Annotated in this window: 21 protein-coding genes, 1 tRNA gene and 1 pseudogene; 8 read left to right on the top strand and 15 right to left on the bottom strand. The window is 66.0% G+C overall.

The features are described 5' to 3' along the window. Window positions 1-2: 2 nt before the first annotated feature. The 3 genes from FFI97_RS06110 to FFI97_RS06100 all read left to right on the top strand — a co-directional run bounded on the left by FFI97_RS06110 (window position 3) and on the right by FFI97_RS06100 (window position 2,078). Window positions 3-827: an anti-sigma factor family protein gene (locus FFI97_RS06110; RefSeq protein WP_139701630.1), complete on the top strand. Its 825-nt coding sequence runs from the start codon at window positions 3-5 to the stop codon at window positions 825-827. A 77-nt stretch (window positions 828-904) separates the two neighbouring features. Next, the gene (locus FFI97_RS06105; protein WP_062479812.1) at window positions 905-1,300 is read left to right on the top strand and encodes an ATP-binding protein; all 396 of its coding nucleotides are present in this window, start codon (window positions 905-907) and stop codon (window positions 1,298-1,300) included. Between the two features lie 100 nt (window positions 1,301-1,400). Continuing rightward, a complete protein-coding gene (locus tag FFI97_RS06100; protein WP_139701631.1) occupies window positions 1,401-2,078 on the top strand; it encodes a hypothetical protein in 678 nt (225 codons plus the stop codon). A 13-nt stretch (window positions 2,079-2,091) separates the two neighbouring features. Here the strand turns inward: FFI97_RS06100 and FFI97_RS06095 are convergent, their stop codons facing one another. The 13 genes and pseudogenes from FFI97_RS06095 to FFI97_RS06040 form a co-directional block, all read right to left on the bottom strand. Further along, a complete protein-coding gene (locus FFI97_RS06095) occupies window positions 2,092-3,009 on the bottom strand; it encodes a DMT family transporter (RefSeq protein ID WP_139701632.1) in 918 nt (305 codons plus the stop codon). Between the two features lie 19 nt (window positions 3,010-3,028). Beyond that, a complete protein-coding gene (typA, locus tag FFI97_RS06090; protein WP_062479817.1) occupies window positions 3,029-4,864 on the bottom strand; it encodes a translational GTPase TypA in 1,836 nt (611 codons plus the stop codon). Continuing rightward, complete coding sequence (gene truB, locus FFI97_RS06085) at window positions 4,861-5,817, bottom strand: tRNA pseudouridine(55) synthase TruB (protein ID WP_139701633.1); 957 nt, start codon at window positions 5,815-5,817, stop codon at window positions 4,861-4,863. Before truB ends, typA begins: the two co-directional genes overlap by 4 nt. Window positions 5,818-5,819: 2 nt before the next feature. After that, on the bottom strand, window positions 5,820-6,191 hold the full coding sequence (rbfA, locus tag FFI97_RS06080) for a 30S ribosome-binding factor RbfA (protein WP_070060772.1): 372 nt from the start codon (window positions 6,189-6,191) through the stop codon (window positions 5,820-5,822). A 21-nt stretch (window positions 6,192-6,212) separates the two neighbouring features. Further along, the gene (gene infB / locus FFI97_RS06075) at window positions 6,213-8,552 is read right to left on the bottom strand and encodes a translation initiation factor IF-2 (RefSeq protein WP_409574617.1); all 2,340 of its coding nucleotides are present in this window, start codon (window positions 8,550-8,552) and stop codon (window positions 6,213-6,215) included. 407 nt (window positions 8,553-8,959) lie between these two features. Then, window positions 8,960-9,202 (bottom strand): annotated as a pseudogene (locus FFI97_RS34405) (translation initiation factor IF-2 N-terminal domain-containing protein); the annotation flags it as partial. A 23-nt stretch (window positions 9,203-9,225) separates the two neighbouring features. Next, the gene (nusA, locus tag FFI97_RS06070; protein WP_062479821.1) at window positions 9,226-10,710 is read right to left on the bottom strand and encodes a transcription termination factor NusA; all 1,485 of its coding nucleotides are present in this window, start codon (window positions 10,708-10,710) and stop codon (window positions 9,226-9,228) included. A gap of 17 nt (window positions 10,711-10,727) precedes the next feature. Next, window positions 10,728-11,357, bottom strand: a complete 630-nt coding sequence (rimP, locus tag FFI97_RS06065) for a ribosome maturation factor RimP (protein WP_095745389.1) — start codon at window positions 11,355-11,357, stop codon at window positions 10,728-10,730. A gap of 187 nt (window positions 11,358-11,544) precedes the next feature. Beyond that, entirely contained in the window at window positions 11,545-12,753 is a 1,209-nt protein-coding gene (locus FFI97_RS06060; protein ID WP_139701634.1) for a YbfB/YjiJ family MFS transporter, read from the bottom strand. 19 nt (window positions 12,754-12,772) lie between these two features. Beyond that, window positions 12,773-14,416, bottom strand: a complete 1,644-nt coding sequence (locus FFI97_RS06055; protein WP_409574616.1) for an ABC transporter ATP-binding protein — start codon at window positions 14,414-14,416, stop codon at window positions 12,773-12,775. Further along, window positions 14,413-15,456, bottom strand: coding sequence for an ABC transporter permease (locus tag FFI97_RS06050; protein WP_070060775.1), 1,044 nt, complete (start codon window positions 15,454-15,456; stop codon window positions 14,413-14,415). The genes FFI97_RS06055 and FFI97_RS06050 overlap by 4 nt, the downstream gene beginning before the upstream one ends. After that, on the bottom strand, window positions 15,449-16,462 hold the full coding sequence (locus tag FFI97_RS06045; protein ID WP_062479827.1) for a microcin C ABC transporter permease YejB: 1,014 nt from the start codon (window positions 16,460-16,462) through the stop codon (window positions 15,449-15,451). Before FFI97_RS06045 ends, FFI97_RS06050 begins: the two co-directional genes overlap by 8 nt. Before the next feature lie 16 nt (window positions 16,463-16,478). After that, on the bottom strand, window positions 16,479-18,311 hold the full coding sequence (locus FFI97_RS06040) for an extracellular solute-binding protein (RefSeq protein ID WP_139701635.1): 1,833 nt from the start codon (window positions 18,309-18,311) through the stop codon (window positions 16,479-16,481). A gap of 37 nt (window positions 18,312-18,348) precedes the next feature. On the opposite strand from FFI97_RS06040, the gene fabI reads away from it, so the two are divergent. Beyond that, entirely contained in the window at window positions 18,349-19,131 is a 783-nt protein-coding gene (gene fabI / locus FFI97_RS06035) for an enoyl-ACP reductase FabI (RefSeq protein ID WP_095745393.1), read from the top strand. 31 nt (window positions 19,132-19,162) lie between these two features. Continuing rightward, window positions 19,163-20,011, top strand: coding sequence for a DNA ligase (locus FFI97_RS06030; protein WP_139701636.1), 849 nt, complete (start codon window positions 19,163-19,165; stop codon window positions 20,009-20,011). Window positions 20,012-20,056: 45 nt separating this feature from the next. Here FFI97_RS06030 and FFI97_RS06025 read toward each other — a convergent pair whose 3' ends face one another. Next, the gene (locus tag FFI97_RS06025; RefSeq protein ID WP_139701637.1) at window positions 20,057-22,354 is read right to left on the bottom strand and encodes an arginine/lysine/ornithine decarboxylase; all 2,298 of its coding nucleotides are present in this window, start codon (window positions 22,352-22,354) and stop codon (window positions 20,057-20,059) included. A 216-nt stretch (window positions 22,355-22,570) separates the two neighbouring features. Here FFI97_RS06025 and FFI97_RS06020 point away from each other — a divergent pair, with 216 nt between their 5' ends. The 3 genes from FFI97_RS06020 (at window position 22,571) to FFI97_RS06010 (ending at window position 24,110) form a co-directional block, all read left to right on the top strand. Next, on the top strand, window positions 22,571-22,996 hold the full coding sequence (locus FFI97_RS06020) for an NfeD family protein (RefSeq protein ID WP_139701638.1): 426 nt from the start codon (window positions 22,571-22,573) through the stop codon (window positions 22,994-22,996). A gap of 58 nt (window positions 22,997-23,054) precedes the next feature. Continuing rightward, complete coding sequence (locus FFI97_RS06015; protein ID WP_056580537.1) at window positions 23,055-23,984, top strand: SPFH domain-containing protein; 930 nt, start codon at window positions 23,055-23,057, stop codon at window positions 23,982-23,984. Window positions 23,985-24,019: 35 nt separating this feature from the next. Next, window positions 24,020-24,110 (top strand) — tRNA-Ser (locus tag FFI97_RS06010). Window positions 24,111-24,370: 260 nt separating this feature from the next. On the opposite strand, the gene FFI97_RS06005 is transcribed toward FFI97_RS06010, so the two are convergent. Then, window positions 24,371-26,062, bottom strand: a complete 1,692-nt coding sequence (locus tag FFI97_RS06005; protein WP_139701639.1) for a hypothetical protein — start codon at window positions 26,060-26,062, stop codon at window positions 24,371-24,373. Window positions 26,063-26,256: the final 194 nt, after the last annotated feature.

Genomic DNA, 26,256 nt, shown 5'->3' with positions numbered 1-26,256 from the left:
CCATGAACCGCCCCACCCTGCCCCCCACCGACGACGAGCTGCACGCCTGGGTCGACGGCCAGTTGCCGCCCGAGCGCCGCGAGGCGATCGAGGATGCACTGGCGCGCGATCCGGCCATGGCGGCCCGCGTGGCGGCCTGGCATGCCCAGCGCGACGCCTTGCGCCGCCTGCACGGTGGCCTGCTCGATGAACCCGTGCCCGCGCCGCTGATGGGCGTGCTCGAGCGGCGCCGTGCCGAGGCCGGTCGCTCGGCCCCCTGGCTGCGCTGGGGCGGCATGGCCGCCGGCCTGCTGGTCGCCTTCGCGGCCGGCTGGCTCGGCAATGCCCAGTGGTCGAGCGCGCCGCGCGCGGCCGGTGCCTCCTTGGCACGCGCACCGGCCGTGCGCGAGTTCGTGCGCGACGCCTCGGTGGCCCACGTCGTCTACACCCCCGAGAAACGGCACCCCGTCGAAGTGGCCGCCACCGAGCAGCAGCACCTGGTGCAGTGGCTGTCCAAACGCCTCGACCACCCGCTCAAGGTGCCCGACCTGTCCTCGCTCGGCTACACGCTGGTCGGCGGACGCCTGCTGCCCGGCGAAAACGGCGCGCGCGCCCAGTTCATGTTCGAGGACGCGGCGGGTGAACGCATCACGCTGTACATCGGCACGCTCGACGCGCAGGCCGCGGACGCCGCTGCCTCGCGCGAAACCGCCTTCCGTTTTGCTTCGGACGGCGCCGTGCCGAGCTTCTACTGGATCGACCGGGGTTTCGGCTATGCCGTGGCCGGTCGCCTGCCGCGCGATGCGCTACTGAGACTCGCGACCCTGGCCTACCGCGAGTTATCGTAGCGACGGCATAAACTGCCGGTTCGCGCATTCACCTGGCTTGTTTTCGCGATTGATTTTTCAACTGAAGGAGAAACTGCATGAAATTGCTCAGCGCCTCGATCCTCGCAGCGGCACTGCTCGCCGGCTGCGGCGGCATGTCCACCAAGACCGCTGGAGCGCCCGACACGCCCACCCGCACCGCCGACGGCGTGCTGGTCGGCCCGAACGGCATGACGCTCTACACCTTCGCCCGCGACACCGCCAATGCCGGCACCTCCGCCTGCAACGGCCAATGTGCCACCAACTGGCCGCCGCTCGCCGTGGCCGACGCCGCCAAGCCCATGGGCGGCTACACCATCATCGTGCGCGAAGACGGCAAGAAGCAGTGGGCCTACAAGGGCTGGCCGCTGTACTACTGGGCCAAGGACACCAAGGCCGGCGACAAGACCGGTGACGGCGTGGCCAACGGTGCCTGGAAGGTTGCCCGTCCCTGATGCCGCTGATGTGATGGCGTCGGTCTGAACCGGCGCTTTCAGCGACCCAAGCCTCGGCACCTGCCGGGGCTTTTTTCATGGTGCACGGCAGAATGGCCCGATGACTTTTGCCGACACCCACCCGGATGCCTTCCACGCGCTCGTGTCCCACGGCCTCATCACCGACGCGCAGCACGATGCCGCGCTCGCGCACCCCGAGGCCCCCGCCCTGCCACCGATTCCCGGCCCCGCGCATGCGCTGGCCTGGATGCGCCTCAAGAACCTGATCGCCGAGGAAGAACTGGATGCGGCTGTGGAACGCCTCGAAGCCGCCTCGCCGGCCGTCGCGGCGTTCACCGAAGCGGAAGACATCGCCTACGACGCGGACGACCTGCTGGACCTCGGCAAGACCGGCATCACGCACGAGGCCGTGATCGCACTGTTCAACGAAGGACTGATCGACACCGAGACCCGCGACCTGGCGCTGCGTGCCGCGCCCCTGACCGGCGCGCCCGTCGCCCTGGGCCGCACGCTGGGCTGGCTAGTGACCGACGGCCTGCTCGACACGGCGCCGTTCGAAGCGCTTCGTGCCCGTGTTGCCGCCGAGCCGGCCTTTGCGACGGCAGCCGACCACCGACGTATCCTCGACGAAGCCCAGGCGATCGTCGCCGCCGACGAGCAGGAGACCGCCGACATGCTCAAAGAGTTCGCGCGCAGCCAACAAGCCAGCTGGCGCAACTTCGGAATGATCGTGGTGGCCGTCGTGATCGTGATCGGCTGGTACCTCTTCGGGCGCTGAGGTCGACCGAGAGTCAGTGCGCGCCCGGCAGCGCGCTGTCCGCCAGCGTGGTGCGGCGCCCGCGCAGCGCGAGCAGCTCGTTGAACACCAGCGCGCCGATCACGAGCACGCCGCCCGTCAGCACGCTGGCCGCGGGCGTCTCGCCGGCGCCGAGCCAGGCCAGTGCGATGCCGAAGATCACCTCGAGCAGCGCCAGCAACGCCACCTCGGGCGCCTTGAGCACCTGCGCGCACAGCACCGAGAGCACGCACGGAATCGCCAGCTGAAACACCCCCAGGAAGGCCAGCAGCCCCAGGTCATGGGGGCCGGCATGGAACGGCCAGGCCAGCGGCAAGGTGACGAGTGCGGAGAGGGTCGCGCCGATCAGCACCGCAGGCACAAGGTCGACATCCTGCCCCTTGGCGTGCGCATGCTGGACCACGGTCCATTGCGTCGCGCCGGCCAACGGCACGCACAGCGCCACCAGCGTGCCGACGAGCGACCCGCCACCACCGCCCAGCAGCTGCGTGCCGTACATCCAGCCGATGCCCAGCCCGGCGAGCACGATGGCCGCCCAGGTGCGCGCGGGAAGCTTGTGCCCGATGAAAAGACGCGCGGCCAGTGCGGTGAACAGCGGCCCGAGCGACATCGTGACCAGCACGCTCGCGGTGGAGGTGAGGGTCAGCGCCACCATGAAGGCCGTGAACATCACGGCCCAGCAGACGCCCGAAATCCAGAGCGAGCGCCCGCCGCGGCGCAGCAGCGAGAACACCGCCCGCCCCCGCCAAAGCGGCAAGATCACCAGCAGCGCCAGCATCGTGAAGAGGCTGCGCCAGAAGGTGATCTCGAAACTGTGCGCCTGCGCCAGGTGCCGGGTGACAACGCCCGCCGTGCCCCACATGAGGGTCACGGCGACCATCAGCCCGACGGCTGCGCCATGCGTGAGGCGCATGAAACGACGACGCCGGCGATCAGGCGGCCGTTTCGCGGCCGGCGCGCTTGCGCTCGTTTTCCTTCAGGAAACGCTTGCGCAGGCGCACGCTCTTGGGCGTGATTTCGACCAGCTCGTCGTCCTCGATGAACTCGACGCCGTATTCCAGCGTGAGGTCGATCGGGGGCGTGATCTTGATCGCGTCTTCCTTGCCGCTCACGCGGAAGTTGGTCAGCTGCTTGGTGCGCGTGGCGTTCACGACGAGGTCGTTGTCGCGGCTGTGGATGCCCACGATCATGCCTTCGTACACCGGATCGTTCGCCTTCACGAACATGCGGCCGCGGTCGTCCAGCTTGCCCAGGGCGTAGGTGAAGATTTCACCGTCGTCCATCGAGATCAGCACGCCGTTCTTGCGGCCGCCGATGTCGCCCTTGTGCGGCTCGTAGCTGTCGAAGATGTTGCTGATGAGGCCCGAGCCGCGCGTCAGGTTCAGGAATTCGTTCGTGAAGCCGATCAGGCCACGCGCCGGAATGCGGTACTCCAGGCGCACGCGGCCACGGCCGTCCGGTTCCATGTTGACGAGTTCGCCCTTGCGCTCGCCCAGTGCCTGCATCACGCCGCCCTGGTGGCCTTCTTCGATGTCGGCCGTGACCATTTCGATGGGCTCGTGCTTCTCGCCGTTCACGGTGCGGAACACCACGCGCGGCTTGGACACGGCCATTTCATAGCCTTCGCGGCGCATGTTTTCCAAGAGGATGGTCAGGTGCAGTTCGCCGCGGCCCATGACTTCGAAGATGCCTTCTTCGTCGGTCTCGTTCACGCGCAGCGCCACGTTGTGCTGCAGTTCCTTCTGCAGACGGTCCCAGATCTGGCGGCTGGTCACGAACTTGCCTTCGCGGCCGGCCAGCGGGCTGGTGTTCACGCAGAAGTTCATGGTCAGGGTCGGTTCGTCGACCTTGAGCATGGGCAGCGGCGCGGGATTGTCCTTGTCGGTCACGGTGACGCCGATGCCGATGTCGGCGATGCCGTTGATCAGCACGATCTCGCCGGGGCCGGCTTCGGTCGATTGCACGCGGTCCAGGCCCTGGAAGGTCAGCACCTGGTTGACGCGGCCCTTGATGCTCTTGCCGTCCGGGCCTTCCATGACCAGCACGTCGGACATGGGCTTGAGCGTGCCCTGACTGATGCGGCCCACGCCGATGCGGCCGACGAAGGTCGAGAAGTCGAGCGCGGAAATCTGCAGCTGCAGCGGCGCGTTCGGATCACCCTTTTGCGACGGCACGTGCTTCAGGATGGTGTTGAACAGGGCCGACATGTCGGGGCCCCACTGCTCGCCAGGCGCGCCTTCTTCGAGCGACGACCAGCCATTGATGCCCGAGGCGTACACCACGGGGAAGTCGAGCTGTTCGTCGGTCGCGCCGAGCTTGTCGAACAGGTCGAAGGCGGCATTGACCACCTTGTCGGGGTTCGCGCCGGGCTTGTCGACCTTGTTCACGACCAGGATCGGCTTCAGGCCCAGGGCCAGCGCCTTCTTGGTCACGAAGCGCGTCTGCGGCATCGGGCCTTCCTGCGCGTCGATCAGCAGCACCACGCCGTCGACCATCGACAGCGCGCGTTCCACTTCACCGCCGAAGTCCGCGTGGCCCGGGGTGTCGACGATGTTGATGTGCGTGCCTTCCCAGGTCACGGCGCAGTTCTTGGCCAGGATCGTGATGCCACGTTCCTTTTCGATCGCGTTGTTGTCCATCACCGTGTCGACGACCTTCTCGTGCTCGGCGAAGGTGCCCGACTGGCGCAGCAGCTGGTCGACCATGGTGGTCTTGCCATGGTCCACGTGGGCAATGATGGCGATATTGCGGATTTGCTTGGTACTCATGGTGTCGCTTCGGTCTGTGGTGCGTTCAAAAGAATTTGCTGAATTTCGATGGGGTTCAGCAAGCGCCCCGGGATCAGTTCGCCGGCGCTCACGTGGGCGGTGCCCAGGAACGCCTGCGGGTCGGTGCCGAACACGGCCACCGCCTCGGCATCGGCCCAGCCGCCGCGGCGGCGCAGGCCCGAGAGAAAACGTGCGGCATCTTCGGCCGCGAGCGTGACGCGGCTGTGGCCGTCGACCAGCGCTTCGGGCGGCAACAGGCGTGCCAGGCGCTCGTCTTCGGTCATGGCTTCGAGCGCTTCGATGGTGACGCACTGCGCCTGCCCGAAGCCGCCCGTGGCCGTGCGGCGCAGCGAGGTCAGGTGCGCGCCGCAACCCAGGGCCTCGCCGATGTCCTCGCCCAGGGTGCGAATGTAGGTGCCCTTGCTCACGCTCGCAACGATGCGAATGCTGGTGTCATCCAGCCGGGTCAGCGTGAGCTGGTGAATGACGACGTCGCGCGGCGCGCGCTCGATCTCGATGCCTTCGCGCGCGTACTCGTACAGCGCCTTGCCGTCCTTCTTGAGCGCGCTGTGCATCGGCGGCACCTGGCGGATCGGGCCGGTGAATTGGGCCTGGACGCGGGCCAGGTCTTCAGATGAGACCTGTACCGGGCGTTCGGCGATCACCTCGCCTTCGGCGTCACCCGTGGCGGTCTTGACGCCCAGGCGCGCGACCGCCTCGTAGGTCTTATCGGCGTCCAGGTGCAGTTGGCTGAATTTGGTGGCGGCGCCGAAACACAGCGGCAGCACGCCTGTGGCGAGCGGATCGAGCGTGCCGGTATGGCCCGCTTTTTCGGCGCGCAGCAACCACTTGGCCTTTTGCAAGGCCTGGTTGCTGGAAAACCCCAGCGGCTTGTCGAGCAGCAACACCCCATGCACAGGGCGCCGCTGCACCCGTGTGCGTGGCGCGTTCATCGCTAGTCGTCTTTCGAGCGCGAAGCAACGGCCTGTGCGATCAGCGCATTCATGTCGGCCGCACGCTCGGTGGTGCGGTCGAACAGGAAGTGCAGCGTCGGCACGGTGTGGATGTGCAGGCGCTTGAACAGGCCGTTGCGCAGGAAGCCTGCGGCCTGGTTCAGCGCTTCGGTGGTCTCGGCCACGTCGCCCGTGAGCAGGCTGAAGAAGACCTTCGCATGCGCATAGTCGGGCGTGACTTCGACCGCCTGGATCGTGACCATGCCCACGCGCGGGTCCTTCAACTCGCGCGCGATCAGCTCCGTCAGATCGCGCTGGATCTGGTCGGCGACCTTGAACGCGCGGTTGGGTGCGGCTGCTTTTCTTTTCGGCATGGCCTCTTTCACGTCGAACGCTTACAGCGTCCGGGCGATTTCCTTGATCTCGAAGAATTCGAGCTGATCGCCTTCCTTGATGTCGTTGTAGTTCTTGAGCTTGATACCGCACTCAAAACCTTCGCGGACTTCGCGGACATCGTCCTTCATGCGCTTGATCGAGTCGACTTCGCCGGTGTAGATCACCACGTTGTCGCGCAGCAGGCGGAAATGCGCACTGCGGTTGACCGAGCCCGAAGTGACGTACGAGCCGGCCACGGTGCCGATCTTCGAGGCCACGAACACCGTGCGGATCTCGGCCGAGCCGATGATCTCTTCGCGGCGCTCCGGTGCCAGCATGCCCGACATCGCGACCTTGATCTCGTCGACGGCGTCGTAAATGATGCTGTAGTAGTTCAGCTGAACGCCATTGCCTTCGGCCAGCTTGCGCGCACCAGCATCGGCCCGCACGTTGAAGCCGATGACCACCGCCTTCGACGCGATCGCGAGGTTGATGTCGCTTTCGCTGATGCCGCCGACACCGGCGTACACGATCTGCACCTTGACTTCTTCGGTCGCCAGCTTGAGCAGCGACTGGGCCAGTGCTTCCTGCGAGCCCTGCACGTCGGCCTTGATGATGATGCGCAGCGTCTGCACTTCGCCCGCCGACAGGTCGGTGAACATGTTCTGCAGGTTCGCGGCTTGCGCCTTGGCCAGCTTGGTGTTGCGGAACTTGCCCGCGCGGTAGGTGGCGATTTCGCGCGCACGGCGCTCGTCGGCCATCACCATGAACTCGTCGCCCGCCTGCGGCACTTCGGTCAGACCCTGGATTTCGACCGGGATCGACGGACCTGCCGACTTGGTGGCCTTGCCGTCTTCGTCCAGCATGGCGCGCACGCGGCCATAAGTGGAGCCGGCCAGCACCACGTCGCCGGTCTTGAGCGTGCCGGACTGCACCAGCACGGTCGCGACCGGGCCGCGGCCCTTGTCGAGCTGCGCTTCGATGACGAGGCCCTTGGCGGCGGCATCCACCGGCGCCTTGAGTTCCAGCACTTCGGCCTGCAGCAGCACCTGCTCGAGCAGGTCGTCGATGCCCTGGCCGGTCTTGGCCGACACCGGCACGAACGGCACGTCGCCGCCGTACTCTTCGGGCACGACCTCTTCGGCCACCAGTTCCTGCTTCACGCGGTCCAGGTTGGCGTCGGGCTTGTCCACCTTGTTGATCGCAACCACGATCGGCACACCCGCCGCCTTCGCGTGCTTGATGGCTTCCTTGGTCTGGGGCATGACGCCGTCGTCGGCCGCCACCACCAGGATCACGATGTCGGTGGCCTGCGCACCGCGGGCACGCATGGCGGTGAACGCCTCGTGACCCGGGGTGTCGAGGAACGACACCATGCCGCGTTCGGTTTCGACGTGGTACGCACCGATGTGCTGCGTGATGCCGCCGGCTTCGCCCGCGGCGACCTTGGCGCGGCGGATGTAGTCCAGCAGCGAGGTCTTGCCGTGGTCGACGTGACCCATGACGGTCACGACCGGTGCGCGCGGCAGGGCTTCGGCCTGTTGCGCCGACACGTCCTCGTCGGTGAAGGCTTCGGGGTCGTCCAGCGCGGCAACCACCGCGTTGTGGCCCATTTCCTCCACGATGATCATCGCGGTGTCCTGGTCGAGCGACTGGTTGATGGTCGCCATCATGCCCAGCTTCATCAATTGCTTGATGACTTCCTGCGCCTTCACGGCCATCTTGTGCGCGAGCTCGGCGACCGTGATGGTCTCGGGCACGTGCACTTCGAGCACGCGCGCCTCGACCGGTGCGGCCGGTGCGTGCTGCTCGTCATGACCGCCACGGTCGTTGCCGCGACGGCCGCGCGGGCCTCCGCGCCAGTTGCCGCGGCTGACACCGCCGCTGGCATCGCCGCGGGTCTTGATTTCCTTCTTCTTGGCAGGATCGCCAGCCCAGCTCGACGAGAGCTTGGCGGACTTGACTTCCTTGCCGGCACCGGCGGCGGCCGGCGCTGCGGCGCCAGGGGCCGCAGGAGCGCCCGGGCGGCCCGGCGGCGTGGCCGGCTTGTGCAGCGTGCCCTTGACCGTCGACTTTTCAGGCTGCGGCTTCTCCGGCGCCTTGTGCGGCACCAGCACGCGGGCCGGTGCGTTCATCATGGCGCGGATGGCTTCGGCTTCGGCCAGGGCCTTGCGGCGACGCTCGTCGAGGTCCTTGGCGCGGGCGGCTTCTTCGTCGGCACGGGCCTTCGATTCGGCGGCGGCCTTGGCCTTGGCGTCTTCCTTGGCCTGCGTGGCGGCGTTCTGTGCGGCCAGCTTGGTGTCGGCAGCCTGCTTTTCGGCGACGGCAGCGGTTTCTGCGGCCGCAGCGGCGGCGGCCACAGCGGCCGGTGCGGCCGGGGGGCAACCACCGGCTGCTTCGCGGCTTCCTTGGCCGAGGCAGCGGCGGCTTCAGCGGCCTTCTTCTCGGCGGCGATGCGCGCAGCTTCCTGCTCGGCCTGTTCGGCGCGCTCGGCCTTTTCGGCCTGCTCGCGTTCGCGGGCTTCGGTTTCTTCGCGCTGGCGACGCTTCTCGGCCAGCTCTTCTTCCTGGCGGCGGATCAGCTCGGCCTGACGGCGTGCGTCTTCCTCGCGGCGGGCCAGTTCGGCTTCGTCGATCTGGGGCGCGGCCGGTGCGGCGGACGTTTCGGCCGCCTGCTGCTGCGCGCCTTCGGCCGTGGCCGGGTGACCTTCATCGCGCTGGATGAAGGTGCGCTTCTTGCGCACTTCGACCTGGATGGTGCGGGCGCGACCGGTGGCGTCGGCCTGCTTGATCTCGCTGGTCGACTTCTTGGTCAGCGTGATCTTCTTGCGCTCGGGCTCGGCCGTGCCGTGGCTGGCCTTCAGGAAGCCGAGCAAGCGCTGCTTGTCGGCCTCCGTGAGTGCATCGGTGGCGGCCGCTTTGGGCACGCCTGCGCTCTTGAGCTGGTCAAGCAAGGTTTCGGGAGTCTTCTTGAGCTCGTTCGCGAACTCGGCGACAGTGGTACTGGACATATTGCTTTCGTGCCTCCATACCGTCACTCTTGGCCGGCGAACCAATGTTCGCGGGCTTTCAAGATGAGGGCTTTGGCGTCATCGGCGCTCAGGCCGGTGATTTCGGTGAGTTCATCGACCGCGAGGTCGGCCAGGTCGTCACGGGTGTTCACACCCGCTTCAGCCAGCTGCGGAATCAGGTCGGGATTGAGGCCTTCGAGGTCGCGCAGGTTCTGCGAGACGGTTTCGACACCTTCTTCCTTGGCGATTTCCATGGTCAGCAGCGCATCCTTTGCACGGGCGCGCAGCTCATTGATGGTGTCTTCGTCGAAGGCCTCGATCTCAAGCATCTCGGAGATCGGCACGTAGGCCACCTCTTCGAGGCTGTTGAAACCTTCCGAAATCAGGATGTCGGCGATTTCCTCGTCGACATCGAGCTTTTCCATGAAGAGCTTGCGGCTGGCATCGGTCTCGGTCGCCTGCTTCTGGGCCGACTCGTTCGCGTCCATGATGTTGATCTTCCAACCGGTGAGGTCGGAAGCCAGGCGCACGTTCTGGCCGCCGCGGCCGATGGCGATCGCGAGGTTTTCCTCGTCCACCACCACGTCCATGGCGTGTTTTTCTTCGTCGACCACGATCGACGAGACATTCGCCGGCGCCAGGGCGCCGATCACGAACTGGGCCGGGTCTTCGCTCCACAGCACGATGTCCACGCGTTCGCCGGCGAGCTCGTTCGTGACGGCGTTGACGCGGGTGCCGCGCACGCCGACGCAGGTGCCGATCGGGTCGACACGCTTGTCGTGCGAGAGCACGGCGATCTTGGCGCGCGAACCGGGGTCACGGGCGCAGCTCTTGATTTCGAGCAGGCCTTGTTCGATCTCGGGCACTTCCTGGCGGAACAGCTCGATCATGAACTCGGGGGCCGAGCGCGACAGGATGATCGGCGCGCCGCGCAGCGTCAGGTCGACCTCCATGATCATGGCCCGCACGCGGTCGCCGTTGCGCAGGTTTTCCTTGGCGATCATCTCGCTGCGGCGCAGGCGGCCTTCGACGCGCCCGGCTTCCACGATGATGTCGCCCTTGTCCAGGCGCTTGACGGTACCCACGAAGATCTTGTCGCCGCGCGACATGAAGTCGTTGAGCAGCATCTCGCGCTCGGCGTCGCGGATCTTCTGCAGGATGACCTGCTTGGCAGCCATGGCACCGATGCGCCCGATCGGCACCGAATCGACGGATTCCTCGATGTATTCGTCGACCTCGATGTCGGGCATCTCCTCACGAGCCTCGAAGAGCAGGATCTCCTGGTCGGGCAGTTGCAGGCCGGCTTCGTCGGGAACGACGTGCCAACGGCGGAAAGTTTCGTAGTCGCCGCTGTCGCGATCGACCGCCACGCGGATATCCACGTCACCCTGATGGAGCTTCTTGGTGGCTTGCGCCAGTGCGGATTCGACCGCGCCGAAGACCACGTCGCGCTCGACGTTCTTCTCGCGCGAGATCGCATCCACCAACATCAACATTTCGCGATTCATGCCACCACTCCTCTTGTTCAGTCCGGAACGTTCGTTCCGTCGTCAATATCCGAAAAACCCGGTTGGGTTTTGGCCTTGCGGCCCTTGAAATCCACAATCGGCGCGAGCCGCGCATCGCGCAGCTCGTCCAATACGAAGCCCAGCGCATGCAACGGTGCAGGCGCGCGCTTCTTGCTCACTTTTTGACCCGGCTTGGTCTCGGGCGCATCGCTCCAGACGATCTGCCAACCCGAACCGCCTTCAGCACGCTCCAGCGTGCCGCGAAACTTCTTGCGATTGGCCGACACCTGGCCCGCCGCGGCAGCGCCCATGGGCGCCTTGAGGGTGATGTCGATCACCGCGCCCACGAATCGCTCGAAATCCTGTTCATTGCGCAAGGGGCGATCGATACCGGGCGAGGAGACCTCGAGCCGCTTGTAATCGACCGCATCGACTTCCAGCGCGAATTGCAGCTGGCGCGTGACCTTCTCGCAGTCTTCCACCGTCACGAAGGGTTCGGGCACGCCGGCCGCCACATCTTCAGAGGTGGGGGGCGTCCAGGGCAAATCAATCGTCACGCGCAGCAATCCACCGGCCGAGCGCTCGACCTCGACCAGGTCGTAGCCGAGACCGGCCACGGTTTGTTCTACTGTTTGCTGCAATGCCACGTGTTTGAAAGCGCCTTCTGAATCAATGCCCAAGCCGCAGCACCCGCCCACCACGGATGCCACGACGCCAAATAATTGCTGCTTGAGAATGCATAGACCAAAAAAAACGGGCGGTTGGTACCCGCCCGTTTGGTCGTGAGCCTCGAATTATATGCTATTCGCGTGCATAAATGAAGGACATCGGTATTCAGGCGGCCACAGGGCGCCGGTATTTCGACCAGACCACGGCAAACAGCACCGCGCCCAGGGCCAATGCGGCCGCCGCCACCAGCAAAGGCAGCTCGAAAGAACCGGTGCGCTGGGCCAATGGCGCCGCAAACAGCGGCCCGATGATCTGCCCCACCCCGTAGGACGCCGTGGCATAGCCGATCAGCCCGGCCGCGGCATTGCCGCGCAGCCGGCGGGCCTCCCGCATGGCGAAAAGCGTGATGGCGGTGAAAGGCATGCCGAGCAGCAGGCTGCCGAGCGCAAAACCCGCAATGGTCGGCCAGGCCACCGAAAACACGACACCGAGCGCCTGCAATGCATAAGCGGCGGCCAGCAGCAGCCGGTTGTCCCAATGCACCGGGGCGCGAGCGCCGATCAATGCGCCCGGAATAATGGCCGCGCCGAACAGCGGCCAGAAGAAATCCGGCCATGGCGATCCCGGCAGCGCCTGCCGGGCGATCACCGGCAGGAAGGTGGCGGTAATGATGTAACCAAAGCCTGCCAGCCCATAGAGCGCGACCAGCCAGATCGCATCGCTTCGGGCTGACGCCGATCCAGAGGCACTGCCCGCTGCAACAGCCGGACTCGCCACCGCCCCGCCCGCCGGCGCCCCCGCCCGCTCGCCGTCATCGAACACCCGCCAGATCACCGCGATCAGCGCCACGGCCAGCAGCCCGAGGCCGATCCAGCCCGCTTCCGAACCCCAGCGGCCCAGCGCCCCGCCCAGCAGCCCGGTCATGGCGATCCCGATGCCCGGCCCCGTGTAGATCACGCCGGCCAGCGTGGGCGCGTTCGTCTCGGCCAGCCGGCGCAGCCCCCAGCCGGAGGCGAACACGAAGACCCAGGCACTCATCACCCCGGCCGCCGCGCGCAGCACGCCCCAGCCGACGAAGCTGTGCAGCAGCCCCATGCCGACCAGCAAGGCGGCCGTGGCGAGCAGCCCGCCGCGCACCATGCTCGACGCCTTGATGCCGATGGCCGCGCAGCTGACCGCGCCGAAGAAATAGCCCAGGTAATTAAGAGACGCCAGCAAACCGCCGCCGGCCAGCTCGAGCTTTCCCTCGCTCAGCATGATGGGCAGCATGGGCGTGAAGGCGAAGCGCCCCAGGCCCATGGCCACCGCCAGCGTGACCATGCAGGCCAGCGCCGCGCGCCAGGCACCGCACCGGTCGTGTCCGATATTCGACATTTCCACCCGTCTCCGTTTTTTATTCCAGCAGCGCCGCAGCCACCAGCTTCTGTGTGTAGGGATGCTCGGGGGCGTCGAGGACGCGCAGGGCCGGCCCGGATTCGAGGATCGCGCCGTCCTTCATCACGATGACCTGGTGCGCCATGGCGCGGATCACCTCGACGTCGTGGGTGATCAGCAGGTAGCTCAGCCCCCGCTCGCGCTGCAACCGCTGCAGCAGGCCGAGCACCTGCTTCTGGATGGTCACGTCGAGCGCGCTGGTGGGCTCGTCGAGCACCAGCAGCCGCGGATCGACGATCAGCGCCCGGGCGATCGCCAGCCGCTGGCGCTGCCCGCCCGAGAACTCGTGCGGATAGCGGTCGAGCAGCGCGGGAAACTGCGCCTCGCTCAGCCCCACGTCCGCCAGCGCCGTGAGCGCGCGCGCCCGGCGGGTCGCGGCATCGAGCTCGGGCGCGTGCACGCGCAGCCCCTCGCCCACGATCTGCTCCACCGTCATGCGCGGCGAGAGCGACGAGAACGGGTCCTGGAACACCACCTGCATCGTGCGGCGCAGCGCGAGGTCGGAGGCGCGGTCCACCGCCCAGCCCTTCCCCGTCACCCGCAGTTCGCCCCGGTGCTTGAGCAGGCCGAGCGCGGCCAGCGCCAGCGTCGACTTGCCAGAGCCCGATTCGCCGACCACGCCCAGCGTTTCGCCCGGCGCGATCCGGAAATCGGCGCCCTGCACGGCGACAAACTCGCCCTTGCGGAACCAGCCCGCGAAGCCGGGACGCGACACCGGGTAGCTCACGCGCAGCGCCCGGGCCTCGAGCACCGGCGGCGCCGCGCCATCGGCGGCCGCCTCGGCCACGTCGCGCGCCGGATGGCTGTCGATCAGCTTGCGGGTGTAGGCATGCTGCGGCGCCTCGAACACCGTGCCCACCGGGCCGTGCTCGACGATGTGGCCGCGCTCCATCACCGCCACGCGGTCGGCAAAACGGCGCACCAGGTTCAGGTCGTGGGTGATGAGCAGCACGGCCATGCCGTACTTGCGCTGCAGATCGGCCAGCAGCTCAAGGATCTGTGCGCGCACCGTGACGTCGAGCGCCGTGGTCGGCTCATCGGCCAGCAGCAGGCGCGGCTTGCAGGCCAGCGCCATCGCGATCATGGCGCGCTGGCGCTGCCCGCCCGAGAGCTGGTGCGGATACGACCTCGCCCGCCGCGCCGGTTCGGGAATGCCGGTGTCGGCCAACAGCTGCACGGCCGCCTCCTGCGCGGCGCGGGCCGACAGCCCCTCGTGCAGCTCGAGCACCTCGGCGATCTGGTCGCCCACGGTGTACAGCGCATTGAGCGCGGTCATCGGCTCCTGGAAGATCATCGCGATCTCCTTGCCGCGGATGCCGCGCAGCTCGCGCTCCGGAATCGACAACAGGTCGCGCGCACCGCGCTGCGCCTGCGCCCCCGACAGGGTTGCCACCCCGGCGAGGTCGGCGTTCTGCACCAGCCGCAGCAGCGACAGCGCCGTGACCGTCTTGCCCGAGCCCGACTCGCCGACCAGCGCAAGCTTTTCGCCGGCTGCGATCTGCAGGTCGATGCCATGCACCACCGGCTTGCCGCCGAAGGCGACGCGCAGCCCCTTCACGTCGAGCAAGGGCTGGTTCTTCGTCGTGTCGCGCATCGTCGTCATTTGTCGGCCTTCCGGGGGTCGAGCGCATCGCGCAGCGCGTCGCCCATGAAGGTCAGCAGCATCAGCGTGACGACCAGCACGCAGAAGGTGGACAGCGAGATCCACCACGCATCGATGTTTCCCTTGCCCTGGCTCAGCAGTTCGCCGAGCGACGGCGTGCCGGGCGGAACGCCCAGCCCGAGGAAGTCGAGCGAGGTCAGCGCCAGGATGGCCGCGCTCATGCGGAACGGCAGGAAGGTGACGACCGGCACCATGCTGTTGGGCAGGATGTGGCGCCACATGATCTGCAGGTTGCCCACGCCGAGCGCGCGCGCGGCGCGCACATAGTCCATCTGGCGGTTGCGCAGGAACTCGGCGCGCACGTAGTCCGACAGCCCCATCCAGCCGAACAGGCTCAGCAGGATCAAGAGCAGCGACACGCTCGGCGTGAAGATCGCGCTGAAGATGATCAGCAGGTACAGCTCGGGCATCGCACTCCAGATCTCGATCAGGCGCTGGAAGGTCAGGTCGATCTTGCCGCCGAAGAAGCCCTGCACGGCACCGGTCGCGATGCCCAGCACCACCCCGACCACCGTGAGCGCCAGCGCGAACAGCACGCTCACGCGAAAGCCGTAGATCAGCTGCGCCAACAGGTCGCGCCCGCGTTCGTCGGTGCCCAGCAGGTTCGCCTGCGAAGGCGCGGCGGGGTTCGGCGGCTTCGAGAAATAGTTGAGCGTGGCCGGACCGTAGCGGTTGGGCGCATACAGCGCCCAGTTGTCGCCCTGCGTGATGCGCTGCTCGATGAAGGGGTCGAGGTAGTCGGCCGGCGTTTCGAAGTCGCCGCCGAAGGTCTTCTCGGAATAGTCGCGCAGCACGGGGAAGTAGGTCTGGCCTTCGTAGCGCACCACCAGCGGCTTGTCGGTGGAGAGCACGTCCGCGAACAGGCTCAGCACCACCAGCGCCGAGAAGACGACCAGGCTCCAGAACCCCAGCGGGTTGCGGCGGAAACGGCGCCAGGCACGGCGCCCGGGGCTCACGGACACGGCGGCGGCTTCAGTCAAACTTCACCCTCGGATCGACCCAGACGTAGCAAAGATCGGAGATGAGCTTGGTCACCAGCCCGATCAGCGTGAACAGATAGAGCGTGCCCAGGAACACCGGGTAGTCGCGCCGCAGCACGCTCTCGTAGCTCAGCAGGCCCATGCCGTCGAGCGAGAACAGCGTCTCGATCAGCAGCGCGCCCGAAAAGAAGGCGCCGATGAAGGCGGTCGGAAAGCCCGTGATGATCGGGATCAGCGCATTGCGGAACACGTGCTTCCACAGCACCTGCCGCTCGGCCAGCCCCTTGGCGCGCGCCGTCAGCACGTACTGCTTGCGGATTTCCTCGAGGAAGGAGTTCTTGGTGAGCATCGCGGTGATCGCGAAGCTGCCCAGCACCATGGCGGTCACCGGCAAGGTGATGTGCCACAGGTAGTCGACGATGCGCGCGCCCCAGCTCAGCGACTCCCAGTTCGGCGAGGTCAGCCCGCGCAGCGGGAACCACTGCAGCTGGCCGCCGAAGATCACCAGCAGCGCCACGCCCAGCACGAAGCCCGGAATGGCGTAGCCGACGAGCACCAGCAGCGTCGTGAAGAAGTCGAAGCGCGAGCCCGCGCGCACCGCCTTGGCCACCCCCAGCGGCACCGCGATGAGGTAGCTGATGAAGAAGGTCCACAGCCCCAGGCTGATCGACACCGGCAGCTTCTCCTTGATGAGCTGCCACACGTCCTTGCTCTGGAAGAAGCTCTTGCCCAGGTCGAAGCGGGCGAACTGCTTGAGCATCTGCCAGAAGCGCTCGGGGGCCGGCTTGTCGAAACCGTAGAGCGCCTTGATCTCGGCCACCTGCTTGGCGTCGAGCGTGCGGCCGGTGGGGCCGCCCGAGATGCGGTTCTCCTTGTTGGTGAGTTGCGAGAGCAGCTGCTCGGCCGGACCGCCCGGCACGAACTGCACGATCGCGAAGTTGAGCAGCAGCACGCCGAACAGCGTGGGAACGATCAGCAGGAGGCGTCGGATCAGGTAGGCGGCCATGCGTGTTCTTGTTCTCTTACTTGGCGCTCGGCTCGATCCACCACATCGTCAGCATCGCCGACCCCGCCAGCAGGCGCTGCGGCAGTGGCGCGTCCGGGCGACGCAGCTTTCGCTTGTGGGCAATGAAATACTGCTTGCCGTAGTACATCGGGGTCATGTAGTGCTGGTGGAGCAAGTAGCGGTCCAGCAGCCGCGCGGCCGCCGCGAGCGAGGCGCGGTCGTGGCTGTTGACGATCACCTCGACGATCTCGTCGACCACCGGATCGCTGATGCCGCTCAGATTCTGGCTGCCCTTCTCGCTCGCCGATTTCGAGCCGAAGTCGTCGTACAGCTCGTTGCCCGGGCTCGACGATCCGCCCACGAGGCTGATGGCCATGTCGAAATCGAAGTCGTCCAGCTTCTTCTTCAGCAGGCTCGGGTCGCGCAGGCGGTAGTCCAGGCGGATGCCCAGCTTGCCGAGGTTGCGCGCATACGGCGCGAGCACCACGCCCGAGCTGCGGTCGGCGATGTCGATGGTGATCACGAACGGCGTGCCGGCCTTGTCGCGCAGCGCGCCGTCGCGGTAGCTCCAGCCGGCCTCCTTGAGCAGCTCCTGCGCCTTCACGAGGTTGCGCCGCAGGCCTTCGGCGGTGTCGCCGCTGCTGTCGGGGCGCGGCAGCTCGCCCTTGGTGTTGTCCAGGTAGCGTTGCCGGGTCTTGAGCTTGTCGATCAGCGCCTGCTCCTCGGGGCTGACCTCGGGCTGGGCCATGAGGTCGTCGCTGTTCTGGAAATAGCTCTGGGTGCGCCCGCGGCGGCCGTAGAACAGGTGGGCGTTGAGCCAGTCGAAGTCGAAGGCCAGCGCCAGCGCCCTGCGCACGCGCATGTCGGCGAAGCGCGGCTGCCGCAGGTTGGGCGCCAGGCCCTGCATGCCGGTGAAGCGGCGATGCGCGATCTCTTCCTTGACCAGCTCGCCGGAGTCGAAGCGGCGGCCCTTGTAGCGGCGCACCCACGCGATGATCGAGCGCTCTTCCATTGCGTCGAGCGCGCCGGCCTTGAGCGACTCTTCCTCGCCGAGCGAGTCCTTGAAGTACTGGTACGACACCGTGTCGTAGTTGAACATCCCCTTGCGCACCGGCAGGTTGGCGGCCCAGTAGTCCGGGCGCCGGCGGTAGGAGATGAACTTGCCGAAATCGACCCTGTCCACCACGTACGGCCCGCTCGCGATCGGCGCCTCGGTCACGATCTGGTCGAAGGGCTTGCCCTTGCCCCAGGCGCTGGAGAACACCGGCAGCCCGCCGATGATCATGTGCAGCTCGGCGTTCTGGCGCACGAAGTCGAAGCGGATGGTGCGCTCGCCCGTCACCACGGCCTCCTTGATGTCGGCCCAGTACGAGCGGAAGGTCGGCCCGGCCGCCTTGCTGCGCAGGGTGTCGAAGGAGTACTTCACGTCTTTCGCCAGCACCGGCGAGCCGTCGGAAAATCGCGCCTTGGGGTTCAGCCGGAAGGTGACGCTCAAGCGGTCGGGGGCCAGCTGGATGTCTTCGGCCAACAGGCCGTACTGCGAGAAAGGTTCGTCCTCGCTCGGCGTGGTCAGCGAATCGAAGAGCAGGCCGTACTCGGAGAACACGAAGCCGTTGGCGCTGTAGCCCATGCCCACCGGGGGCACGCCGCGCAAGGTGAAGGGGTTGAGCTTGTCGAAGCTGCCGGCGGCCGACAGGGTCAGGTCGCCGCCCTTGGGCGCGTTGGGGTTCACGTAGTCGAAATGCGTGAACGACGCCGGGTACTTGGGCTCGTAACCCATGCCCAGCCCGTGCGCCGCCCACGAGGGCAGCGCCAGGAGCGCCAACATCCAGAGCAGCCAACCTCGCATGCGAGAATTCTGCCCAAGATTTTCACGAGGCAACTTCATGGGCTTTCTTTCCGGCAAGAAACTGTTGATCACCGGTGTGTTGAGCAATCGCTCCATTGCATATGGCATTGCCAAGGCCTGTCACGACCAGGGCGCGGAACTCGCCTTCAGTTATGTCGGCGAGCGATTCAAGGACCGTATCACCGAATATGCCGCAGACTTCGGCTCGAAACTGATTTTCGACTGCGACGTGGGCGACGATGCGCAGATCGACAAGCTCTTCACCGACCTCGCGCAGACCTGGCCCAAATTCGACGGCTTCGTGCACAGCATCGGCTTCGCCACGCGCGAGTCGATCGCCGGCGACTTCCTGGAAGGCCTCTCGCGCGAAGGCTTCAAGATCGCGCACGACATCAGTGCGTACAGCTTCCCGGCCATGGCCAAGGCGGCCCTGCCCTACCTCAACGACAAGTCGGCCCTGCTCACGCTGACCTACCTGGGTGCCGAGCGCGCACTGCCCAACTACAACACCATGGGCCTGGCCAAGGCCTCGCTCGAGGCGTCGGTGCGCTACACCGCCGCCTCGCTCGGCCCGAAGGGCATGCGCGTGAACGGCATCAGCGCCGGCCCCATCAAGACGCTCGCCGCCAGCGGCATCAAGAGCTTCAGCAAGATCCTCACGGCCGTGGCCGACGCCTCGCCGATCCGCCGCAACGTGACCATCGAGGAAGTCGGCAACGTGGCCGCCTTCCTGCTGAGCGACCTGGCCAGCGGCGTGACCGCCGAGATCACCTACGTGGACGGCGGCTTCAGCAACGTGGTCGGAGGCATGGCGGAGTAATTTCCCCTCTCGGCTCCCAGCGCCTGCCATCGTGTTGAATCGACGCTCCCTCCTCCTGCTTGCGGGACTGGGCGCAGCCCTCTCGGGTCGCGCCGCGTTCGCGCGCGCCGCCGCGCCCGCCCTGATGCTGGCCGAGGTCTACCGCCCCGGCATGTCGCTCGCGGGCTACTGGGTCAGCGAGAAGTTCGACGGCGTGCGCGGCTACTGGGACGGCCAGAAGCTCTGGACCCGCGGCGGCGAGCCCGTCATGGCACCGGCGTGGTTCACCGCCTCGCTGCCCAAGCAGCCGCTGGACGGCGAACTGTGGGCGGGACGTGGCCGCTTCAACCACACGATGTCCACCGTGCGCAGCCAGACGCCCAGCGACACGGCCTGGCACGAGATCCGTTTCATGGTGTTCGACCTGCCCGCCCAGGGCGGCGACTTCAACACCCGCCTCGCGGCGCTGCGCAAGCTGCTGCCGATCACCGACGCGCCCTGGGTGATGGCCGTGCCGCAGCAGCCGGCGACCACGCACGAGGACCTGCAGGCGCTGCTCGACAAGACCGTGAAGATGGGCGGCGAAGGCCTGATGCTGCACCGGGGCGCGTCGATGTACCGCGGCGAGCGCAACAACGACCTGCTCAAGGTCAAGCCCTTCGAGGACGCCGAGGCCCGCGTGGTCGCGCACCTGCCCGGCAAGGGCAAGCACCACGGCCGGCTCGGCGCGTTGATGGTCGAGATGCCCGACGGCCAGCGCTTCCGGCTCGGCACCGGCCTGACCGACGCCGAGCGCGATCAGCCGCCGCCGATCGGCAGCCTGGTGACCTACCGCTACAACGGCACGCACCCGAGCGGGTTGCCGAAATTCGCCCGCTTCATGCGGATGCGCGAAGGCTAGCCCCGCCTTCGCAGACCGTGCCCCTCACCGGGGCACGCTCCTCTCTCAGCTTGCCTTGCGCACGCAGTCCGCGTAGTACCGCTTCTTGCCCGTCTCGTCGATGCGCGCCACCAGGCCGTGGATGTCGGTCTCGAAGCCCGGGCACTGCAGGTTGAACTCGCGCGAGAACTTGAGGTAGTCGACGATCTTCTTGTTGAAAACTTCGCCCGGAATCAGCAGCGGAATGCCCGGCGGGTACGGCGTGATCAGGCTCGTCGTGATGCGGCCTTCGAGCTCGTCGATCTCCACGCGCTCGGTCTTGCGGTGCGCGATGTGGGCGAAGGCGTCGCTGGGCTTCATGGCCGGCGTCAGGTCGCTCAGGTACATCTCGGTCGTGAGGCGGGCCACGTCGTAGCGCGCGTACAGCTGGTGGATGTGCTGGCACAGGTCGCGCAGGCCCAGGCGCTCGTAGCCCGGGTGCTGCTGGCAGAACTCGGGGAGGATGCGCCACATCGGCTGGTTGCGCGCGTAGTCGTCCTTGAACTGCTGCAGCGCCGTGAGCAGCGTGTTCCAGCGGCCCTTGGTGATGCCGATGGTGAACATGATGAAGAAGCTATAGAGGCCCGTCTTCTCCACGATCACGCCGTGCTCGGCCAGGAACTTGGTCACCACGCTGGCGGGAATGCCGGTCTCGGCAAAGTTGCCTTCCAGGTCCAGGCCCGGCGTCACGATGGTCGACTTGATCGGGTCGAGCATGTTGAAGCCGTCGGCCAGTTCGCCGAAGCCGTGCCAGTTGCGCGGCGACTTCTTGCTCTTGGGCTTGCCGTTCTTCTCGCCGTGCATGATCCAGTCTTCGGCGCGGCCGATGCCTTCGTCGACGAGCTTCTCGGGGCCCCAGACCTTGAACCACCACTCGTCCTTGCCGAACTCTTCCTCGACCTTGCGCATGGCGCGGCGGAAGTCGAGCGCTTCCAGGATGCTCTCTTCCACCAGCGCGGTGCCGCCGGGCGGCTCCATCATGGCGGCGGCCACGTCGCAGCTCGCGATGATCGCATACTGCGGGCTGGTCGACGAGTGCATCAGGTAGGCCTCGTTGAAGAGATCGCGGTCGAGCGCGCGATTCTGCGAGTCCTGCACCAGCACGTGGCTGGCCTGGCTGATGCCGGCCAGCAGCTTGTGCGTCGACTGCGTGGCGAACACCAGCGATTCCTTCGGGCGCACGCGGCGCTTGCCCATCGCGTGGTAGGCGCCGTAGAACGGGTGGAAGGCGGCGTGCGGCAGCCAGGCTTCGTCGAAGTGCAGCGTGTCGACGTAGCCGTCGAGCATGTTCTTGATCGTCTCGGTGTTGTAGATCACGCCGTCGTAGGTCGACTGCGTGAGCGTCATCACGCGCGGCTTGACCTTGTTCGGGTCCACGTCGGCCAGCAGCGGGTTGGCCTTGATCTTGGCCTTGATGGCGCTCTGCTCGAACTCGCTCTTCGGAATGGGGCCGATGATGCCGAAGTGGTTGCGCGTGGGCTTCATGAACACCGGAATCGCGCCGGTCATGATGATCGCGTGCAGGATCGACTTGTGGCAGTTGCGGTCCACCACCACCACGTCGTCGGGCGCCACCGTGTGGTGCCACACCATCTTGTTGCTGGTGCTGGTGCCGTTGGTCACGAAGAAGCAGTGGTCGGCATTGAAGATGCGCGCCGCATTGCGCTCGCTGGCCGCCACCGGGCCGGTGTGGTCGAGCAGTTGGCCCAGTTCTTCCACCGCGTTGCAGACGTCGGCGCGAAGCATGTTCTCGCCGAAGAACTGGTGGAACATCTGGCCCACAGGGCTCTTCAGGAACGCCACGCCGCCCGAGTGGCCCGGGCAGTGCCACGAGTACGAACCGTCTTCGGCGTAGTCGATCAGCGCCTTGAAGAACGGCGGCTGCACGCCTTCCAGGTAGCTCTTGGCCTCGCGGATGATGTGGCGCGCCACGAATTCGGGGGTGTCCTCGAACATGTGGATGAAGCCGTGCAGCTCGCGCAGGATGTCGTTCGGGATGTGGCGCGAGGTCTTGGTCTCGCCGTAGATGTAGATCGGCACGTCGGCGTTCTTGCGACGCACCTCGCCGATGAAGCTGCGCAGGCTCAGCACGGCCGGGTCGAGGTCGGGGCCGACCGAGAACTCTTCGTCGTCGATCGACAGGATGAAGGCGCTGGCGCGGCTTTGCTGCTGCGCGAACTGGCTCAGGTCGCCGTAGCTCGTGACGCCCAGCACCTCGAAGCCCTCGCTTTCGAAGGCCTGCGCGAGCGCGCGGATGCCGAGGCCCGAAGTGTTTTCGGAGCGGAAGTCCTCGTCGATGATGACGATGGGAAAGCGGAATTTCATGAGCGGGGCTCCGGACAGGCAGTCAGACAGGCAATGAGCGAGGCGCGAAGTGTACGGAATTCGGATGACGGATTGCGTCGGGCGCCTGCAAGCCCCGCAGGGCACGCCGGCCCGAGCAGCCCCACCGGGCGCCATATCCCTACGCGACACAGGCGCATGGCGCGCCATGCCGCAGAATGGCGAAGGTCCAAGTAACAAAAGAAGAGAGGAGTTGCCATGGGAAATCCCACCTTCTGGTGGTTGATCGCAGGCGCGGCCATCGTGGCCGAGTTGTTGTCCGGCACGGTGTACCTGCTGCTGCTGGCCGCCGGCTTCGCCGCCGCAGCCATCGCCGCCCACCTGGGCTTCAGCCTCGTCACGCAACTGCTGGTGGCCGCCGTGGTCGGCGTGGGCGCGGTCGTGACCTGGTACCTGATCCGCCGCAACCGCCCTGCCGAGCCTTCCAGCGAGGCCAACCGCGATCTCAACCTGGACATCGGCGAGAGCGTGTACGTCGATGCCTGGAACCTCGACGGCACAGCCACCGTGCGCTACCGCGGCTCGCAATGGACCGTCGTGCTGCGCGCGGGCCATGCGCCCTCCACCGGCGAACACCGCGTGGTCGAGGTGGTCGGCAGCCGTCTCGTGGTCGACAAGATCTAGCAGATCTAACAGTTCAATCGGTCAGTCAGAAAAACGCATTCGAAAAGGAAGCAACACCATGGAATTTTCCGTTCCTCTCATCATCCTGGTCATCGCGATCATCTTCATCAGCCAGTCGGTCAAGTTCGTGCCGCAGCAGAACGCATGGGTGCGCGAGCGCCTGGGCAAGTACCACGGCACCATGACGCCCGGCCCGAACTTCCTGATCCCGTTCATCGACCGCGTGGCCTACAAGCACAGCCTGAAGGAAATCCCGCTCGACGTGCCCAGCCAGATCTGCATCACGCGCGACAACACGCAGCTGCAGGTCGACGGCATCCTGTACTTCCAGGTGACCGACCCGATGCGCGCGAGCTACGGCTCGTCGAACTACATCGTGGCCGTGACCCAGCTCGCACAGACCTCGCTGCGCAGCGTGATCGGCAAGCTCGAGCTCGACAAGACCTTCGAGGAGCGCGACGTGATCAACGCCCAGGTCGTGGCCGCCATCGACGAGGCCGCGCTCAACTGGGGCGTGAAGGTGCTGCGCTACGAAATCAAGGACCTGACGCCGCCCAAGGAAATCCTCTTGGCCATGCAGGCGCAGATCACGGCCGAACGCGGCAAGCGTGCGCTCATCGCCGCCTCGGAAGGCCGTCGCCAGGAACAGATCAACATCGCCACCGGCGAACGCGAAGCCTTCATTGCCCGCTCGGAAGGCGAGAAGCAGGCGCAGATCAACAACGCGCAAGGTGAAGCCGCTGCCATCACGGCCGTGGCCACCGCCACGGCCGACGCCATCGAACGCGTGGCCGCGGCCATCCGCCAGCCGGGCGGCGAACAGGCCGTGCAGCTGAAGGTGGCCGAGCGCGCCGTCGATGCCTACGGCAAGGTGGCCGCCGACTCCAAGACCACGCTGATCGTGCCGAGCAACATGACCGAGACGGCGGCGCTGATCTCGTCGGCCATGCGCATGATCCAAACCGGGAAAAGCGCCGGCCCGAACTGAAACGGCTGAAAACCCGCGCTACAATCGTGGGCTCAGGAGCGGTGGATGAGCGGTTTAAGTCGCACGCCTGGAAAGCGTGTGAGGGTTAATAGCCCTCCGCGGGTTCGAATCCCGCCTGCTCCGCCAGAGAAGTAATGAATACGGGGCCTTGTGCCCCGTTTTTCTTTTCTACCCATCAACGCGTCCATCAACCCGAGAACGCGCCTCCGTCCTGCTGAGTCTGCCTTTACTCTTTCTGACCCGCGCCAAAATCGCGGGCAACTGCATGTTCCGGCTAGCTTAGTGGCGAGGAAGAATGCTACCTGCGCAACACTCGAGCCACGCAAAGGCGAGTCCTTGCCAAAAGAAAACCCGCCGAAGCGGGTTGGGTGGCGGCGTTCATGGGCTCATGCAGTCGTGGAGTCGGTGATCAGGCCGAAGCTTGCGAGCTTCGTGATCAGATCTGCAAGAGCAGCATTCCCACCTCGCGAGCCGCTGACACTCGGCTTTGCCGTGACCGGTGCAGATCCGAAGAACCCTACCGATCCAGTGAGGTAGACGTGTTGCCACTTCAGCGAAGTAAGGCCGAGATCGAGTGATCCTGTGGCGTTCGGCGCGAAGCTCGTGTTGACCCCAACGTTTGTGTTTCCAAGGTTCTGGAGCCACGCAACAGGAGCGGCCGTCCCGTTGCCAAGATAGATGCGGCCATTCACATAGTCGAGGCGCATCCGTTCGCTAACGTCAGCCTTCCTCTTTCCGCGCAGGGTCTGCGAGGTGTGACGCATACTCCATTCGTTGACCCCCGCAGTCTCTGGCTTCGTGCCGCCTTCGTAGAACAGGTCGTAGGGCAGATCGGCACCACCTCGGTTTGCAACCGCGCGCCCTTCCACGTACTCCTGCTTTTCGACTCCAGCACCGACCAACAGATTGGCGCCACCTGTCGTCCCGGCGTAGGAAACTACGACGTCTTGAACGCCGTAGCCTCCAAGAACAAAGTTGCGGTTGCCGTGCGTGGTCATGTCGCCGTTGTATAGCAACTTCGGCGGAGAGGCCTCCCATCGAGCCGACACGAGTGTGTTGTACGCACCGCAGTTCTCGACGTGGTACTCGGCGGTGTTGCCCTCGATCGAGGGTTTGTAGAAAGCATTGTTGTTGACGGAGTTGATGCCCTTGTCAAACTTGATGTGGCGAGTGCCGGCGACGTTTATCCCTTCGCCGCTGTAGTGGCTGAAACGGCCGCCAAAGTGATTGTTCTCATTGACCCATGAGGTAGTGGCACCAGGGACCAGATCGAGATTGATCTGGTTGTTTTCGAGATGCCCGATATAGATCTCGTTGTAGACGTTCCCGTTTGTTCCATAGGACGTCTCTCGGAACCCGATGGCAAAGCCAGTGATGTTGCCGGTGTAAATGCGGCAGCTCTGCGTGTTCACGGTTCGTGCACCGATCCCCTGGCCGCCCCATCCTGGAACAGGCTTGGCTGCGTTTTCCGTTCGATAGGGCAAGTGCACCACTACGTTCGAGAGAACGTCCGTCGGATTGGCGGCAGAACCGGTAGACACTTCCATGGCGATAGCCGGCGCACCGTAGACGATGAACTTCGCCTTCGAAAAATCCGCATCGCCGAGGAAAACGATCTTCTGCGCCCCCACACGGTAGGTGCCGAAAGCATCGAGCGGACGGCCCGCGGCCACGGCGCGCTGGATTGCCGTATTGATCTTGGCCGACACGTCGATTGTTGGAGATCCGGAGGCCGAATCCACGCGCTCGGCCTCAGTCAAGAAATTCCATAAGTTGTAGCGAAGGCCGAGTGCCTCGGCTGCCGTCATCGGCTGCGCGCCGACTTCGGCCAGCACCGAACCAAGGCCGTGCGAGGCGCCGGCTTGGGCTAAGTCTGTGGTCGTAGGTCTCGCATCCAGCGCAGCCTGCACTGGGCCTTCAGGGGTGCCGATCTTGGTGGCGCCATCATCTGCGGCGAGCTGCGCGAACGATGGCCCCGCCCAAAAGTTCTTTATTTGCCCGCCCGCTACAACCCCCAATACGCGCGATGTGGGATCAGGTTCAACGACCTCGATGGATGGGACTGGAATAGATGTCATTTCAAAGCCTCTCTTAGGCGGTGTGTTGAAGGGGGGGAAACAGGGTTTTTCACTTGGAATATCAGCTCAGGCATGCGACCGCTATCAGTGCGCGAGTCGGGGAGAGTGTTTAGATGTTGTCGAGCGCCCGACCTTTGCGTGGGTCGTAGGGCTCGAGGTCTTCCAGCCTGACGGGCTGAGACGCAGCCACCAGG

It is taken from the genome of Variovorax sp. KBS0712 (genome assembly GCF_006323185.2).
In the GTDB taxonomy this organism is placed as follows: Bacteria; Pseudomonadota; Gammaproteobacteria; order Burkholderiales; family Burkholderiaceae_C; genus Variovorax; species Variovorax boronicumulans.
Note: the sequence above shows the minus strand (reverse complement) of the source record. Positions and strands in the feature narration are given on the sequence as shown.

Excerpts from the sequence above, each read along its gene's own strand:
- FFI97_RS06110 (WP_139701630.1), top strand. The coding sequence starts at position 3 with ATGAACCGCCCCACCCTGCCCCCCACCGACGACGAGCTGCACGCCTGG.
- FFI97_RS06105 (WP_062479812.1), top strand. The coding sequence starts at position 905 with ATGAAATTGCTCAGCGCCTCGATCCTCGCAGCGGCACTGCTCGCCGGC.
- FFI97_RS06100 (WP_139701631.1), top strand. The coding sequence starts at position 1,401 with ATGACTTTTGCCGACACCCACCCGGATGCCTTCCACGCGCTCGTGTCC.
- FFI97_RS06095 (WP_139701632.1), bottom strand. The coding sequence starts at position 3,009 with ATGCGCCTCACGCATGGCGCAGCCGTCGGGCTGATGGTCGCCGTGACC.
- typA (WP_062479817.1), bottom strand. The coding sequence starts at position 4,864 with ATGAGTACCAAGCAAATCCGCAATATCGCCATCATTGCCCACGTGGAC.
- truB (WP_139701633.1), bottom strand. The coding sequence starts at position 5,817 with ATGAACGCGCCACGCACACGGGTGCAGCGGCGCCCTGTGCATGGGGTG.
- rbfA (WP_070060772.1), bottom strand. The coding sequence starts at position 6,191 with ATGCCGAAAAGAAAAGCAGCCGCACCCAACCGCGCGTTCAAGGTCGCC.
- nusA (WP_062479821.1), bottom strand. The coding sequence starts at position 10,710 with ATGAATCGCGAAATGTTGATGTTGGTGGATGCGATCTCGCGCGAGAAG.
- FFI97_RS06060 (WP_139701634.1), bottom strand. The coding sequence starts at position 12,753 with ATGTCGAATATCGGACACGACCGGTGCGGTGCCTGGCGCGCGGCGCTG.
- FFI97_RS06055 (WP_409574616.1), bottom strand. The coding sequence starts at position 14,416 with ATGACGACGATGCGCGACACGACGAAGAACCAGCCCTTGCTCGACGTG.
- FFI97_RS06045 (WP_062479827.1), bottom strand. The coding sequence starts at position 16,462 with ATGGCCGCCTACCTGATCCGACGCCTCCTGCTGATCGTTCCCACGCTG.
- FFI97_RS06040 (WP_139701635.1), bottom strand. The coding sequence starts at position 18,311 with ATGCGAGGTTGGCTGCTCTGGATGTTGGCGCTCCTGGCGCTGCCCTCG.
- fabI (WP_095745393.1), top strand. The coding sequence starts at position 18,349 with ATGGGCTTTCTTTCCGGCAAGAAACTGTTGATCACCGGTGTGTTGAGC.
- FFI97_RS06025 (WP_139701637.1), bottom strand. The coding sequence starts at position 22,354 with ATGAAATTCCGCTTTCCCATCGTCATCATCGACGAGGACTTCCGCTCC.
- FFI97_RS06020 (WP_139701638.1), top strand. The coding sequence starts at position 22,571 with ATGGGAAATCCCACCTTCTGGTGGTTGATCGCAGGCGCGGCCATCGTG.
- FFI97_RS06015 (WP_056580537.1), top strand. The coding sequence starts at position 23,055 with ATGGAATTTTCCGTTCCTCTCATCATCCTGGTCATCGCGATCATCTTC.
- FFI97_RS06005 (WP_139701639.1), bottom strand. The coding sequence starts at position 26,062 with ATGACATCTATTCCAGTCCCATCCATCGAGGTCGTTGAACCTGATCCC.